General features: G+C 72.5%; 14 protein-coding genes. 6 read left to right on the top strand and 8 right to left on the bottom strand.

All coding sequences use genetic code 11. The annotated features are described in order from the left end of the window. Positions 1-139: 139 nt before the first annotated feature. Positions 140-1,627 carry an FAD-dependent monooxygenase gene (locus MQP27_RS28685; RefSeq protein WP_242768841.1) on the bottom strand — a complete coding sequence of 496 codons (1,488 nt, stop codon included), beginning with the start codon at positions 1,625-1,627 and terminating at the stop codon, positions 140-142. 439 nt (positions 1,628-2,066) lie between these two features. Here MQP27_RS28685 and MQP27_RS28680 point away from each other — a divergent pair, with 439 nt between their 5' ends. From MQP27_RS28680 to MQP27_RS28660, 5 genes are read left to right on the top strand one after another with little or no spacing between them, the layout of a single operon-like run. Next, entirely contained in the window at positions 2,067-3,680 is a 1,614-nt protein-coding gene (locus MQP27_RS28680; RefSeq protein WP_242768840.1) for an FAD-dependent monooxygenase, read from the top strand. A gap of 13 nt (positions 3,681-3,693) precedes the next feature. Continuing rightward, positions 3,694-4,449, top strand: coding sequence for an SDR family NAD(P)-dependent oxidoreductase (locus tag MQP27_RS28675; protein WP_242768839.1), 756 nt, complete (start codon positions 3,694-3,696; stop codon positions 4,447-4,449). Positions 4,450-4,499: 50 nt separating this feature from the next. After that, positions 4,500-5,432 carry an SRPBCC family protein gene (locus MQP27_RS28670; protein WP_242768838.1) on the top strand — a complete coding sequence of 311 codons (933 nt, stop codon included), beginning with the start codon at positions 4,500-4,502 and terminating at the stop codon, positions 5,430-5,432. Next, the gene (locus tag MQP27_RS28665) at positions 5,425-6,906 is read left to right on the top strand and encodes a class I adenylate-forming enzyme family protein (RefSeq protein WP_242768837.1); all 1,482 of its coding nucleotides are present in this window, start codon (positions 5,425-5,427) and stop codon (positions 6,904-6,906) included. The genes MQP27_RS28670 and MQP27_RS28665 overlap by 8 nt, the downstream gene beginning before the upstream one ends. A 33-nt stretch (positions 6,907-6,939) precedes the next feature. After that, positions 6,940-7,230 carry an antibiotic biosynthesis monooxygenase family protein gene (locus MQP27_RS28660; protein ID WP_242768836.1) on the top strand — a complete coding sequence of 97 codons (291 nt, stop codon included), beginning with the start codon at positions 6,940-6,942 and terminating at the stop codon, positions 7,228-7,230. A 134-nt stretch (positions 7,231-7,364) separates the two neighbouring features. On the opposite strand, the gene MQP27_RS28655 is transcribed toward MQP27_RS28660, so the two are convergent. From MQP27_RS28655 to MQP27_RS28625, 7 genes are all read right to left on the bottom strand, one after another. Further along, complete coding sequence (locus MQP27_RS28655; RefSeq protein WP_242768835.1) at positions 7,365-8,009, bottom strand: thermostable hemolysin; 645 nt, start codon at positions 8,007-8,009, stop codon at positions 7,365-7,367. Between the two features lie 163 nt (positions 8,010-8,172). After that, on the bottom strand, positions 8,173-8,892 hold the full coding sequence (locus MQP27_RS28650; RefSeq protein WP_242768834.1) for a TetR/AcrR family transcriptional regulator: 720 nt from the start codon (positions 8,890-8,892) through the stop codon (positions 8,173-8,175). 113 nt (positions 8,893-9,005) lie between these two features. Then, positions 9,006-9,473, bottom strand: a complete 468-nt coding sequence (locus MQP27_RS28645; RefSeq protein ID WP_242768833.1) for a nuclear transport factor 2 family protein — start codon at positions 9,471-9,473, stop codon at positions 9,006-9,008. A 57-nt stretch (positions 9,474-9,530) separates the two neighbouring features. Further along, positions 9,531-10,604, bottom strand: coding sequence for a methyltransferase (locus tag MQP27_RS28640; RefSeq protein WP_242768832.1), 1,074 nt, complete (start codon positions 10,602-10,604; stop codon positions 9,531-9,533). Then, on the bottom strand, positions 10,601-11,407 hold the full coding sequence (locus tag MQP27_RS28635; protein WP_242768831.1) for a cyclase family protein: 807 nt from the start codon (positions 11,405-11,407) through the stop codon (positions 10,601-10,603). The genes MQP27_RS28640 and MQP27_RS28635 overlap by 4 nt, the downstream gene beginning before the upstream one ends. 6 nt (positions 11,408-11,413) lie before the next feature. Beyond that, positions 11,414-12,637: an FAD-dependent monooxygenase gene (locus MQP27_RS28630; protein ID WP_242768830.1), complete on the bottom strand. Its 1,224-nt coding sequence runs from the start codon at positions 12,635-12,637 to the stop codon at positions 11,414-11,416. A 12-nt stretch (positions 12,638-12,649) separates the two neighbouring features. Continuing rightward, positions 12,650-13,417 (bottom strand): SDR family oxidoreductase, encoded by a 768-nt coding sequence (locus tag MQP27_RS28625; RefSeq protein WP_242768829.1) that lies wholly within the window; start codon positions 13,415-13,417, stop codon positions 12,650-12,652. Between the two features lie 177 nt (positions 13,418-13,594). Between MQP27_RS28625 and MQP27_RS28620 the strand changes: the two genes are divergently transcribed. Continuing rightward, positions 13,595-14,623, top strand: coding sequence for a methyltransferase (locus MQP27_RS28620; RefSeq protein WP_242768828.1), 1,029 nt, complete (start codon positions 13,595-13,597; stop codon positions 14,621-14,623). Positions 14,624-14,626: the final 3 nt, after the last annotated feature.

Below are 14,626 nucleotides of genomic sequence, written 5' to 3'. Positions count from 1 at the left end.
GGTGGCCGCCCCCAGCCCTTGCGCTCCGCTCCCTGCGCCCCGCCCTTTCACCCCGCCCGGTCGGCCGGCCCCATCGCTCTGCCCTCTCCCCCGGCCTCAGCGCCCAGCCCTCTCACCCAGCCCTCTCGCCCGGCACGGGTCACCGCTGGGCCGAGGTCTCAGCCCCGAACCAGCGCGCCAGCGCGTCGGCGAGCTCAAGGACCGCGTCTCCCTCGGGAACGCCCGGCCCCGGCGTCGTCCACACCACGTGCCCGTCCGGCCGCAGCAGCAGCCCCGGGCCCTTGGCCTCGACCACGCCCACCCGGTGCCGCCATCCCGCCGCGGCCGTCGCCGCCCGCTCCAGGCCGTCCGGCAGGATCAGGACGCCGCGACCTGCCCGCAGCAACGCGTTGGTCTCGTCGCGGACCGACCCGGTGAGCGGCGGGCAGGGGCGGCCGAGGACCTCGTGGGTGTAGCGGCCGGGCGGCAGCTCGTAGCGCACGTCCAGGCCCGTCGTCTCGTGCGCGAGACGGCTGTTGACGGCGGGCAGGGCGAGCAGTTCGGAGAAGGTCTCGCGCAGCGGGTCGACCTTGGGGTCGCTGTCCATGAGGGCGAGTTGCACCCGCGTCTCGCGCAGCACCCGCTGCGCGACGGGGCGGCGTTCCGCCTCGTAGGTGGCCAGCAGACCCGGTGGTGCCCAGCCCGCGATCACGGCGGCGAGCTTCCAGCCGAGGTTCACGGCGTCGCCCAGCCCCAGGTTCAGGCCTTGCGCGCCGATGGGGAAATGCACATGGGCCGCGTCGCCCGCGAGCAGCACCCGGCCCGAGCGGTACCGATCGGCAAGCCGGGTGGTGTCGGTGAACCGCGACAGCCACTGCGGCCGGTCGAGGCCGATGCTGCGGCCGGTGATCCGGCGCACGGTGGAGCGCAGTTCGTCCAGGGTCACCGGCTGCCGCTCGGACCCCGGCTCCGGCGCCACGAACTCGGTGGTGAGCACCCGGGTCACGCCGGGCTGCACCGAGATCGCCATGAGCAGCCCGGCGGGCGTGCGCATGGTTCCCGGTACGCCGTTGGGCAGTTGACCGGGGTCGGCGAGTTCCACGTCGCCCAGCAGCGCACGGACCGTGGGCGTGGACCCGGTGAAGCCGACGCCGCCGAGCTTCCTGACGGTGCTGCGGCCGCCGTCGCACCCCACGACGTACGAGCAGTCGAGCCGGTACTCCCCTGCCGGTGACTCGACCGTGCACACCGCCGCGTCGGGCGCGTCGTCGAGGCCGGTCAGCCGGTGGCCCCGCCGGATCTCCACCCCGAGGGCCAGCGCGTGCTTCTCCAGCAGTTCCTCCGTACGTGCCTGGGGGATCAGCAGGGCGTACGGGTGCTCGTTGCCGAGGTGTGCGAAGTCCAGGAGGGGTTCCAGGCCCGCGAAATGGGCCTTGGGCCAGGTCCGGTTGCCGTCGGTGAACTGTTCGAGCAGACCGCGCTGGGAGAGCACGTCCAGCATCCGGGCCTGCATGCGGAAGGCGCGGGAGTGTCTGCTCGGCTCGGAGAGCCGTTCCAGGAGGACCACCCCGGCGCCGCCCAGCCGCAGTTCGGCGGCGAGCATGAGCCCCACCGGGCCACCGCCCACCACCACGACATCGGTGCTCATCGAACCTCCTCATTCCCGCTCTCGACCGCTCCGGTCCAGGTGCAGAGGTCCGGGGGCATCAGCCCGGCGGTCAGCCCCAGCGCGATCAGCCCGTCCCCGAGGACACGTCCCAGCCGGCGTACCGACCGGCGGAGGAATCCATTCCTGGTCATTCGCATGACCAACACGTTTCCCGGCCCGGCTCAAGAGGCGCTGGAGGGGGCGTGGACCGAAGCGGCCACGGTCTTCGGGCACATGGCCAACGCGCCCGTCCACCAGGCGTCGAGACCGACTCAAGGCGGGCCGATCAAGCTGACGGCGGACGGCCCGGCGGCACCACGACCGAGCCTGACGAGCACCGTCGCCACCGGAAAGCCGTCAGCAGACACACCGGCCGCCGCCCTCGGGAGGGGAACAGATGTCACGGACGCCAGAAGCGCGACCTCCGCAGGTACTCGTGGTGGGCGCCGGACCGGTCGGGCTCGCCGCAGCGCACGAACTCGTCCGCCGCGGTGTCGCCGTACGGCTGATCGAGGCGCGCGGCGAACCCGTCGCCACCAGCCGCGCCATCGCCACCCACCCGCGGACGCTCGAACTGTACGACCAGATGGGCCTGGTGCAGGCGATGATCAAGCGCGGCCAGGAGATCCGGGCGTTCACCCTGTTCCAGGACGGCCGCCGGCTGGCGCGGCTGGACGCCGACTACTCGACGATGCCGACCCGTTTCCCCTTCACCCTGGCGATCGAGCAGACCGCCACCGAGGACGTCTTCCGGGGGGCCCTGGCCGACCTCGGGGTGCCCGTCGAGTGGGGCACGCGCCTGGAGCACCTGGAGCAGGACGACGAGCACGTCGCCGTCACCCTCGGCCGCCCGGACGGCAGCACCGAAACCCTGTCCGTGCCGTGGCTGGTCGGCTGCGACGGCGGGCACAGCACTGTACGCAAGATCCTGGACCTGCCGCTGACCGGCGAGGCCCAGCAGACCTGGCTGCTCGCCGACGCGCCGATGACCACCGACCTGCCGCCCAACAGCATCTACTGGGTGCGCACCCGGGGCGGCACCCTGATGGCGGTCCCGCTCGCCGACGGCCGCTGGCGGCTGCTCGACACCGCGGACGTCGACTACGACGGCGACCCCGACCGCCTCGCCGACCGTTTCGCGCGCAAACTGAGCTACGGCATCGGCGCGGCGGTACGGATCGGGACGCCGACCTGGGTGTCGCGGTTCACCGCGCAGCAGCGGATGGTCCCGGCCATGCGCGTGGGGCGATGCCTGGTCGCGGGGGACGCGGCGCACGTGCACAGTCCGGCCTCGGGCCAGGGCATGAACACCGGGATCCAGGAGGCCGTGAACCTGAGCTGGAAGCTCGCGATGGTGGTCGACGGCCACGCCCGCCCCGAGTTGCTCGACAGCTACAGCGCCGAACGGGTTCCGGTCGGCCGGGCGCTGCTCGACTCCGCCCGGCAGGCCACGCGGATGATCGAACTGCGCAGCCGATTCACCGACCTGGCGCTGCCGGTGATCTTCGGTGTGGTGAGCCGGGTGGCGCCGGTCCGCCGACGGATGCAGCGGGAGATGCTCGGCGGGATGTCCGGCCTGCTGCTGTCGTACGCGACCGGGTCCCTGTCGCCGTCCGGGGATCACGGCGGTACGGGCCCCAGGCCGGGTGCCCGGGTCTGCGAGGTCACCGAGGCGGACCTGGTGGACGGGGGCTGGCCCGCGCTCCTCGCGGCGCTGCGCACACCGCGCTGGCTGCTGCTCGTGGCCCCGGACACCGCCGATCCGGGCGTCGGGGAGACCGCGCGGCACGCCGAACGCGCCCACGGGGCCTGGTTGTCGGTGCTGCGGGTCACCCCCGACGCCGCCTCTGCGGACCCCGCGGTGATCCCCGACGCCGGCGGCCGGGTCGGGCGCCGGCTCGGGCTGGCCGCGGGCGGCTGGCTGCTGGTGCGGCCGGACGGCTACGTACTCGCCCGCGGCCGGTCGCTGACCCGGGAGGCACTCACCGGAGCACTGGCGCCACTGCGGCTGACCGACACGGCTGACGTGACCGAACCGGCATCGCTGACCTGACTGAGGAGCGGTCGTGGATCTCCAACTGAAGGACCAGGTCGTCGTGGTCACCGGCGGCACCCGCGGCATCGGGGCGGCCACCGTGCGCGCCTTCGCCGCCGAGGGCGCGCGGGTCGCGCTGACCTTCGCCGCCGCCCAGGACGACGCGGACGGCCTCGTGGCGGAGCTGGGCGGGCCCGAGCGGGCGCTCGCGGTGCGCTACGACCTGGCCGACCCCGGCTCGGTCGAGGACCTGGTCCCGGCCGTGGAGCGGCACTTCGGCCAGGTCGACGTCCTGGTGGCGAACGCGGTACGGCGGCCCGCGCGGCGACCGGAACCCGGGTTCGAACACCTCGACCCGGCGGACTGGAGCGCGGTCCTGCGCGACAACCTGACCGCCACCCTCCGCACTGTGCAGACGGCGCTCGCCGGTATGCGCGACCGGGGCCACGGCCGGATCGCTCTGATCTCCTCGCACCTGGCCACGCGCGGGCAGGCCGGCCAGGAGATCTACACGGCGGCGAAGGCGGCGCTGCACGGTTTCGCGCTCAGCCTCGCCCGCGACGCGGGGCCCGACGACGTCCTCGTGAACGTCGTCAGTCCCGGGCTCACCACCACCGAGGACGCCTTGCGGGCGCTGCCCTCGGCCGTCCTGGAACGGGCCGCCGCGGCGATGCCCACCGGGCGGCTCGGGACGCCCGAGGAGGTCGCCCGGCTCATCGTCTTCTACTGCTCACCGGCCAACCGCAACATCACCGGCGAGCTGGTCTCTCTGGTCGGGCGCGGCTGACCCAGCCGTACGCCCCAGCCGGTCCGTCGCTCCCACTCGGAAGGAACACTGTGGTCAACACCGAAATCACCCGTGCCGGTGAGACGGTCGCCGTCGACGCCCCCGCCGACCTCGTCTTCGACCTGATCGCCGACCCCGATCCGCTCTCCTACCTGTCGCCCACGGTCGTGCACGCCGAACGCACCGCGCGCGGCACGGGCGAGGACTCCGTGACGATCTGGAGCATCACCGGCGCGGAGGAGGTGTGGTCGCGGACCCAGCACCGGTCGCTGGATCCGGGCGGGCTGCGGATCGAGTTCGAGGACGCCCCCGGCTCGACCCTCGCCGGGGTGAGCGGCGCGTGGGTGCTGCACCCGGTATCCGAGGACCGCACCGAGGTCGAACTGCGCCAGGACGCCTCCGCCCTGGCCGACCCGAAGGCCGCCGCCCGCGCCGAGGGCGCCCGGCTCGACCTGCTGCGCACCGTCACGCAGGCCGCCGCAAACCGCCACCAACTGGCCGACCTGGTCGTTGACTTCCGGGACCCGCTGTTCGCCGCGGGCTCGGCCGAAGACGCGTACCGGATCCTGTACGAGGCCGACCGCTGGCCGGAGCGGCTCACGCACGTGTCGCGGATCGACATGACCGAGGACGTGCCGAACATCCAGTTCTTCGACATGGACACCACCACCTCGGACGGCGCCCCGCACACCACGCGGTCGGTACGGATCTGCTTCCCGCACACGAAGATCGTCTACAAGCAGATCGGCCTGCCCGCCCTGCTCGACGCGCACACCGGCCACTGGCTGTTCACCGAGACCCGGGAGGGGGTCGTCGTCGAGTCCCGCCATGTCGCGGTGATCAAGCCGGCGGCGCTGCCGGTGCTGGGCGAGGGCACCACGGTCGAGGACGCCCGCCGCTACCTGCGCCGGGTGCTCAGCACCAACAGCATGACCAACCTGCGCCTGTCCAAGGAGTACGCGGAGGAGCGTGCGCGTGCTTGACAGCGTGGCGCGCCTGGACGACCTGCCGCGCCGGGCGGCGGCGGCCGACCCGGGCGGTACGGCGATCCGCACGGACCGCGGCGAACTGCTCGACTTCGCGGAGCTGGACCGCCGGGTGGACCGGTGCGCCGAGCGCGTCCGGTCCCTGGTCGGCGGCCCCGGCCGGATCGTGGCGATCGCCTCCGTGCTGAGCCCGGCCTTCGCCGTCGCCTACTACGGGACGCTGCGCGCGGGCAACGTCGTCGTCCCCGTCATCCCCCTGCTGCGCGAGGAGGGGATCGCGCATCTGCTCGCCGCGAGCGGTGCCGAGTTGGTGATCGCCCCGGCCGCGCTCGCGGGCCGGCTGCCCGCCGGGGTGCCCGTACTGGGCCTGGACGGGGAGGAGCTGTGGGACGCGCCGCCGCTGCGGTCGGCTCCGCCCGTGCAGCCCGACGACGTGGCCACCATCCACTTCACCAGCGGAACGACCGGCGCCCCGAAGGGAGTTCGGCAGACCCACGACAACCTGGCCGTCAACGCCGCACAGACGGTGTGGGCTCACGGCCTGGTCTCCGGCTCGGTCACGGTCAACCACCTGCCGACCTACCATCCGATGCACCTCAACTCCGCGCTGCACGCGGGCGCCACCCAGGTGCTGTGCACGGACCCCGACCTGGCGGCCTCGGTGCATACCGCCAACGCCGTCCGCGCGAACGTCTACTACAGCCTGCCGATGCGGCTGAGCCGGCTGGCCGCCGATCCGGTCCTGCCCGGACTGCGCCTGAAGACCGTGCGGGCGGTGTTCTCCGGCGGCTCCGCGCTGCCGGTGTCCGCGACGCGGGCGCTGAGCGACCAGTTCGGGATCCCCGTCCTGCAGGGGTACGGCCTGGCCGAGACCTCCCCCATGACCCACTGCGACCGGCCGCACCGGCCGAAGCCGGGGTCGTGCGGGCCGACGGTGCCCGGCGCCGAGTGCCGGATCGTGGACCTGGTCACGCGCAAGCTGCTGGAGCCGGGCACGCGGGGCGAGATCCAGGTGCGCGGCCCCCAGCTCATGCGGGGCTACCTCGGCGAGAGCGACGGCTCGGCCCTGGACGACGAGGGGTGGTTCAACACCGGTGACGTCGGCTACCTGGACAGCGACGGCTACCTGTTCGTCGTCGACCGGCTCAAGGACGTCTTCAAGTGCGACAACTGGCTGGTGTCGCCCAACGAGGTCGAGCGGGTCCTGCTCGGGCATCCCGCCGTGGCGGACTGCGTGGTCGTCGACTGCCCGGACCGGTTCAGCGGCGCCGTGGCGGGGGCCCTGGTCGTACCGAAGGGGGTGACGGGCCAGAGCGCGCTGGAGGCGATCGCGGCGCAGGTGAACGAGGAGCTGCCGTACTTCCAGCGCATCCGGCACATCCGGGAGGTCACGGAGATCACCCGGACTGGCAGCGGGAAGGTCCGGCGCACCGAGTTGCGGGAGTTCCTCCAGGACCTGCTCACGCAGTAGAGCGGAACAGGCGAACAGACAGGGAGCACAACCATGGTGACTCTGATCAACAAGTTCACGGTGACGGGCGACGTGGCCGACTTCCGGCGCGCGATCGCCGGGGTCAGCGAGTTCATGCGGGCCCAGCCGGGTTTCCTCGGGCATGAGATGTTCCGGTCGCTGAGCAAGCCGGATGTGTTCGTGGAGACCGCCCGGTGGGATGCCGCCGAATCGCACAAGAAGGCGGTGCAGAGCGAGGAGTTCAGGACTCGGGTGCGCGCCCTCGCGGGCCTCGCGACCCCGGACGCCGACCTGTACGACCTGGTCGAGGAGCACGCCCACTGACGCGACGCGCGGTCAGGCGGTATTGAAGGACCCGGCTGCGGCAGTATCGCGGGAGCGGCCACCCGTGGCACTGCCGCAGCCGTCTGCCGTGATCCCCGCCGTGACCTCGGCGGCCGTCGCGACGGGGACCGCGGTCACCGCGCACCCGCCGGGGCGGTCGCCCCCTGGCCCCAGGTCACGGCGAGGTGATAGCCCATCTCCGCCCGCTGGGAGATCTCCGCGCCGAAGCGGCGCAGGTCGACGTAACCGGCCTGGGGGGCCGTGTCGTAGTACGTCCCCCAGTGGCCCCGCTGCTCCTCGGGCAGCAGGTCCTCGCGGGCATCGGCCAGCGGGACGAAGTCGACACCGATCCGGGCCAGCATGACGGACAGCGGGCGCGTGATCGTGCACAGCGCGAACTCCGCGCCGTTGCACCAGCAGAGCGCGGGGAGCATCCGCAGCAGTTCGAGGCCGGAGCCCTCGTTGGCGGCGGCCAGCGGTCCGACCTCGACGATGCTGGTCGGCTCACAGCTCACGCCGGTGCGCCGGCCGATGACGTCGGCGGCGGTGTCCCCGAGGTAGTTCTCGATGAGGAGCCGCCGCTTCCCGCCGTAGGTGAGCCCCGCGCAGGCCGACGGCGTCACGTCCGCACCCCCGCCCATACCGCTCGCGCACAGCGCGATGAAGAGGTCGGGGGACGGTGCTATACGGGCCTGGTAGTCGCGTTCATAACGGTCACGGGCAAGATCCGCACACGCTTGCCACAGGGCACTGCCACGACGGCCGATGGTGATGGGCACGATCCCGGTCCCCTCCGCTCGCTACGCGCACACTCCTGTCGGAGCGTTCGCGAACCATATTATGACTACCAGTCGTTTTTTGACAAGTAGTCATTCCACTGGCGGCAACGGGGAGATCGGTAAAGAGGCGCCCCCCGCGGGAGGGCGCCTCTCGTCATGCCCGCTACCCGACGTAGACGTCGGAGGGGGACCCGTCGACCACCCCGACGACGGTCCGCTGGAGCGCGCGCAGCTCGTCGAGCCCGAGGTAGGGCCAGCCGAGCCCGTGCACCATGGCGGCCAGCGTCAGCAGCTGGCTCTCGGCGTCGCGCTCCGTGGACCACAGGAACCGCTCGGACAGCAGGTGGGTCGCGGCGTAGCCGAGGATGCTGGACCGCAGCGCGTCCACCGCGACGTCGGGCGTCAGGTGCGCGTTGTCGAACGCGCGCTCCGTCACCGTGCGGTCCACCACCGAGCTGACGACCTGCGCCATCTGGCTCTCGACCAGGTCGCGCCGCCGCATCCGCTCCTCGGAGGCCAGCGCACAGACGGCTTCGGTACGGGCGGTGATGCTGCTCTCGAACAGCACCGGGGAGACCTCCGCGTGGCGCAGGTAGGCGAGTGCCAGGGCGTACAGCGCCGACACCCCGCCGAGCGGCAGGTCGGCGACGGCCTGGTAGTACCGCAGCTGCTGCCGTGCGTTCTCCGTGGACAGCTCGATCAGGAGGTCCTCGCGGCAGGTGAAGTGGTTGTAGACCGTCCCCTTGGAGTAGCCGGCCTCGGTGGCCAGCTTGCCCAGGGTCAGGTTGTGGAACCCCACCCGCTTGACCATCTCCAGGGCCAGACCGACGAACATCCGCTCGCGCGCAGCTACTTCCTGCGCTTTCCGTTGCACAGTACGCATGGGAAAAGTATGGCTGACAAAGGATCGAAAATCGACGCTGAGTCAAAAAAGGCCGAGAGTCATACGTCAGAGGGGGCCCACCGAGGTGGGCGCCCTCTCTGCCGCGGGGAGTCTCAACGGGGAGCGGCGACACCGTCCTTGGTGACCCGGCGCTCGCGCACCTTCAGTTCGCCGTCCTGCCCGCGCACCAGGACGTCCTCGCACACGCAGCTCATCTTGAGCACCGGGTCGGCACCCACCGTCGTACCGACGATGAGGGCGTAGCACCGCACGTGCAGTGAACCGTCCTGCTGCGGCTCGACCGCGACCATCCCGTGCCAGTGCCGTCGCACCTCCGCCGCGGCCACCAGTCCCTCGTACGCGGCACGTACGGCGGCGGTCAGGGCGGCCCGCCCGACGACGGGTTCGGGCCGGTGCTCGGGGGCGAACACGGCGTCCTCGGTGAAGGTCCGCGCCCACTCCTCGGCCCGGCCGCTGTCGAGGAGATGCATGTGGCGGGCGTAGAACTGCTGGACCTCGGCGTTCAGGGACTCGATCGTGCGGGGCGTTTCGAGGGCGGCGTCGAGGGTGGTGTCGGTCATGTGTCCTCCGTAGTTGTCAGGGGGCGTGCCCCGTGCGAGGCACGCGGGTCGAGGCGATCACCGTGGGCGCCCCTCCAGGACCGCCCACCCGACGGCGTCGTCGTCGCACTCCAGCTCGAACCCCCCGGCCCACAGCAACTCCCGCCATTCGTCGAGGTTGCGTTCCCGTCCGCCCATCACCACGAGCATGTCGATGTCCAGGAACTTGGCGGTGTCCCAGGTGTTGCCGGGCGCGACGACCTGTTCGAGCACGAGGAGCCGGCCGCTCCCGTCGCCGATGGCCTCCCGCACCCGGCGCAGGATCGCTACCGCCTTGTCGTCGGGCCAGTCGTGCAGCACGGTCTTGAGCACGTACCCGTCGCACCCGGTGGGCAGCGCGTCGGCGAAGAAGTCGCCGCCGACGACCTCCACCCGGTCGGCCACCCCGCGCTCGGCGAGCAGGTCCGGTGCCGTGGCCACGACCTGGGGGCGGTCGAAGAGGACACCGCGGTTGCCGGGGTTGCGGCGCAGTGCCTCGGCGAGGAAGTAGCCCCGGCCGCCGCCCACGTCCGCGAGGCGGGGGAAGCGGGTGAAGTCGAGCCGGTCCAGGAAGAGTCCGCCGAGGCGGCGGCTGATGGTGGTCATCGCGTCGTCGAAGACCGCGCCGGCCGCCGGGTCGTCGTTCAGGTGGGTCCAGAACGAGGTGCCGTACCGCTCGTCGAAGGCGGGCCGGCCGGTGCGGGCCGAGTGCAGGATCATGCCGAAGGAGTTCCAGAAGAAGTCGGAGCCGTCGAGCAGGACGGCGTCGCGCACCCCGTCGGGCAGGTCGGTGCGCAGCCCCTCGGCGATCGGGGTGAGCGCGAAGCGGCGCCCGTCGAGTTCGGTGAACACGCCCAGCAGCGCCGCGCAGCGCAGCAGCCGGTAGAGCGCGCCTTCGTCGGCGCCGACCGCGGCGGCGAGTTCGGCGACCGGGCGGGGGCCCTTGGCCAGCTGGTCGGCCACGTTCAGCTCCGCCAGCGCGTACACGACGGCGGAGAAACGCTGACCGTTGGCGAGCAGCATGAGCCGCTGGCGGGTGGACACGTCCGGCTGCTGGACGAGGTCGTAGCCCGCCACGGTGGCGGAGGCGGCCGTAGAGGAGTCAGTCGTCATGAGGTGATGGCCTCGCTGTCGTCACGGTCGTCGTCGAGGAAGGCGACGGCCCGGGTCCACCCGGCCCCCGCTCCGGCGATCTTGATGGGGAAGCACGAGAGGGTGAAGCCGTGCCGGGGCAGCAGGTCCAGCCCGGCCAGCCGCTCGATCTGGCAGAACTCCCGGTCGCGCCCGGCGAAGTGGGCGGGCCAGAGCACCGAGCGGTCCTGGGTCTCCCGGTAGCGCCGCAGGATGTCGCCGAAGGGGGCGTCGAGGCTGAACGCGTCGGTGCCGATGACCCGGACGCCCAGGTCGAGCAGGAGGTGGACGGCGGGGCCGTCGAGTCCGGTGAAGTCGGTGAAGTACTTCTCGGTGCCCACCCACCGGTCGGCGCCGGTGCGCAGCAGCACGATGTCGAAGGGGGCCACCGGGACGCCCAGTCGGTCGAGTTCGGCCTGGACGCGGTCCGCGCCGACCGCGCCGGGGGGCGCGTCGGTGAGGTCGAGCACGACCGCCGGGCGGTGGAACCACTCCAGGGGCAGTTCGTCGATGGTGCGGGGCGGACCGTCGCGGTACGAGGCGCGGGTGCCGTAGTGGGAGGGCGCGTCGATGTGCGTGCCGGTGTGCGAGGTGAGGCTCAGGGTGTCGATGGACAGGAGTTCGCCGTCGTCGAGGACGGCGGGGTCGAAGTCGATGCCGAAGTGCTCGCGCATCTCCTCGGCCATGTGCCGGGCGCCCTCGGCGGGGGTGGTCACCTGGTGGGTCACCGGTTCGGGTTCCCAGCCTGCGGCGTCCACGGGCGACGACAGGTCGATCAGTCTCATCGGCACTCAGTCCTTCTGGTCGGCGGTGAACAACTCGCTGGCCACGCGGATGCCGGGGTGGCCGAAGGCGACACGGTTGGTGAGCTTGGCGCCCACCGGGGTCCGCATGACCAGGCGGGCGATCCTGGGCCGCAGGAAGGTGGCCAGGCCGTCGGCGGAGAGCATCATCCGGCTCTGCACCGCCTGGAACTTCAGGACGGCCTCGACCTGTGGCCGCCGCGTCCGCTCGAACCGCCCGAGCCGGGCGGCCGAGGTGTCTCCGTCGCGGACGGCGGACGCCAGCACCGGGTGGAGGAGGGCGGCGTCCTGCACGGCGAGGTTGATGCCCTGCGCGCCGAGCGGTCCGTGCGTGTGCGCCGCGTCCCCGATGAGGACGAGGCCGTCGGCGGTCCACACGGGCGCGTTGGCGCCGAACACGTCGAGCAGCGACACGTCGGCGAAGCCGCGGAGCGAGGCGGTCACGAGGTCCGCGAACTGCGGGACGGCCGCGACGATACGGTCCCGGATCGCGGCGATGCCCCGCGGTGCCAGCTCCTGCCAGGCGCCCTTGGGCAGCGTCCAGCCGACCTGGAGGGCGTCCGGGTAGGAGTCGTAGACGAGGACGGGGTTGCCGCCCGCCCGGTTGACCATGACCTCGCCGAGCCGGTGGGCGCCCGGCAGCCGGAACCACGCCACGTCCTGGTCGAAGATCTCCATCCTGCCGCTGTCCAGACCGGCGAGCCGACGCACCTGCGAGTGCCGCCCGTCGGCCCCGACCACACAGGCGGCCCGGATGGTGTACGCGGCTTCCCGGCCCTTGACGTGCACCCCGCGCACCGCCCCGCCCTCGCGCACCAGCCCGCCCGCCCGCGCCACGGCGTACCGGAACTTCGGCCACTGCGCGCAGCTGTCCAGGAGTTCGGCGAGCAGATGCGCCTGCGGCAGGCTGAGCAGGTAGTTGTACGGCGGCCGCAGGCGGTCGTACGCGAAGTTCATCAGGACGCGGCCGTGCTCGACGAGCCGGAACCGCTCCAGGGGGTAGGAGCCGCGCGCGGCGGCCCCCTTGAGCACACCGATCTCGTCCAGGACGGCGAGGCCGCCGGGCTGGAGGATCTCGCCCCGGTACTCCCGCCGCAGGGTGGCGCTGCGCTCTACGACGGTGACGGCGAGGCCCGAGCGCAGCAGCAGGAGGGCCAGGGTCAGCCCGGCGGGGCCGCCGCCGACCACGCAGACGTCGGTTCGCTGTTCCATGACGTGGGCTCCTTACGCCAGTAGGCCGAGGCCGCCGTCGGCCGAGAGCACCTGGCCGGTGATCCACTGGGCCTCGGGCAGGCAGAGCAGCGCGACGGCGTCGGCCACGTCCCGCGGGGTGGCGAGCCGCCCCGCGGGGGTGCGGGCGCCAAGAGCCCGCAGTGCCTCGGGCCGAACGGTCCCGGGCCCCTTGTCGAGCTTCGAGGCGGACACGGCGTTGACGGTGATGCCCCGGCCGGCCAGCTCGACGGCGAGGAACCGCACCAGGGCCTCAAGCCCAGCCTTGGCCACGCCGAGACTCACCAGTTGGGGCGCCACGGCCCGGGCGACACTCGCCGACACGACCACGATGCGCCCGCCCTCGGGCATCAACCGGGCGGCGATCCCGGCCGAGACGGCCAGCGGCACCACGGCGGCGGCGGTGTCCTCGAACAACGCCTCGAGGCGGATGTCCAGCGGCGGCATCGTGTGCGCCGAGGAAACCGCGTGCACGAGCAGGTCGAGCCGCCCGTGCTCACGCCGGACGCCCTCCAGCAGCCCGACCAGTTCCGGCCGCTGCCGGGCGTCGGCCCGCACCACGGACAGGTTGCCGGGCAACGAGGCCACATCGGCGGCGAGTTGAGCGGCCGACGCGTCGGAGTGGGCGTAGTTCGCGATGACGTCGCAGCCCGAGGCGAGCAACTTCTCGGTGACGGCTCGCCCCACGCCCCGTGTGGCGCCCACGATCAGAGCAACCCGCCCCTTGAGGCCGGGCAAAACGTCCTGGTCGGTGTTGGTCACGTACAGTCCCCTCGGCATCCAGGGCGGCCGGCCGCTGGTGGAGCGCGGGACCGGCACTGAGTGGTGCCACGGTGGCGCACGGCTCTCGACCGGGCCTTGACTCGCGGCGGAGCAGTTCAGGGCCGGTCTCCACCTGGGTTCCAGTGCCCGTAGAGCGGGGGTGCGGATGCTCGGGCCATGACTGTCGCACCCGTTCACGAAGCCGTGACCACCCTCCGCAAACTCGCTCTGGCAGCCGGTCAGGCCGCCGCCCTGCGCGCCGCCGCCCAGTTGGGTGTCGCCGACGCGCTCGGCGACGAGCCCGCCACCGCGGCCCAGCTCGCCACCGCGGTCAACGCCGAACCCGGCACCCTCGACCGGCTCCTGCGGGCCCTGACCACCCACGGGGTGTTCGCGGCGCAGGGCGAGCGGTACGTGCACACCGCCACCTCGCGGCTGCTGCGCACCGACACCCCGCGCAGCCTGCGCGACATGGTCCTGTGGGCGACCGAGCCCTGGACCTGGTCGGTGTGGCCGCAGCTCGCCGATGCCGTACGCACCGGCAAGGGCGTCTTCGCCGAGGTGCACGGCAAGGACTTCTTCACCTACCTGTACGAGGACGCGCCCGACTCCGCCGAGGTGTTCAACCGGGCGATGACGCAGGCCAGCCGGCTGTCGTCGCAGTCGATCGCCGAGGCCCTGGACATACGCGGCCCGGTGACCGTGGTGGATGTCGCGGGCGGCCACGGCGATCTCCTCACCACAATCCTCGGTGAGGACTCCGAGGTCCGCGGCGTGCTGTTCGACCTGCCCGGCGCTCTCGACGACGTGGACCCCCGGCTGCGCGAGGGCGGCCTGTTCGGCGATCGGGCGAGCCTGGTCACGGGCGACTGCCGGGAGGCGGTGCCGGTGGCGGCGGACGTCTTCATCCTGAAGAACGTCCTGGAGTGGGACGACGAGTCCACGGTGGCGACCCTGCGCAACGTCGCCGGGGCGGCCGGGCCGGGCGGCCGGGTCGTCGTGATCGAGAACCTGGTCGACGGCAGCCCCGAGACCGGCTTCACCACCACGATGGACCTCCTGCTGCTCCTCAACGTCAACGGCCGCAAGCACCTGCGGCAGTCGCTGCTGCGCCTGGTGGCCGAGGCGGGCCTGGTCGTCACGGACGTCCACCCCGTGGGCCCCTACCTACACATGATCGACTGCGCGGTCCCCGAACGGCCCTGATGC

It is taken from the genome of Streptomyces cylindrosporus, from assembly GCF_022698165.1.
Taxonomy (GTDB): domain Bacteria; phylum Actinomycetota; class Actinomycetes; order Streptomycetales; family Streptomycetaceae; genus Streptomyces; species Streptomyces cylindrosporus.
This window is presented reverse-complemented; position numbering and strand designations above follow the sequence as displayed.

Bases quoted from the DNA above. Each gene is read 5' to 3' on its own strand.
- MQP27_RS28630 (WP_242768830.1), bottom strand. From the start codon at position 12,637: ATGGAACAGCGAACCGACGTCTGCGTGGTCGGCGGCGGCCCCGCCGGG.
- MQP27_RS28645 (WP_242768833.1), bottom strand. From the start codon at position 9,473: ATGACCGACACCACCCTCGACGCCGCCCTCGAAACGCCCCGCACGATC.
- MQP27_RS28650 (WP_242768834.1), bottom strand. From the start codon at position 8,892: ATGCGTACTGTGCAACGGAAAGCGCAGGAAGTAGCTGCGCGCGAGCGG.
- MQP27_RS28640 (WP_242768832.1), bottom strand. From the start codon at position 10,604: ATGACGACTGACTCCTCTACGGCCGCCTCCGCCACCGTGGCGGGCTAC.
- MQP27_RS28635 (WP_242768831.1), bottom strand. From the start codon at position 11,407: ATGAGACTGATCGACCTGTCGTCGCCCGTGGACGCCGCAGGCTGGGAA.
- MQP27_RS28620 (WP_242768828.1), top strand. From the start codon at position 13,595: ATGACTGTCGCACCCGTTCACGAAGCCGTGACCACCCTCCGCAAACTC.
- MQP27_RS28660 (WP_242768836.1), top strand. From the start codon at position 6,940: ATGGTGACTCTGATCAACAAGTTCACGGTGACGGGCGACGTGGCCGAC.
- MQP27_RS28685 (WP_242768841.1), bottom strand. From the start codon at position 1,627: ATGAGCACCGATGTCGTGGTGGTGGGCGGTGGCCCGGTGGGGCTCATG.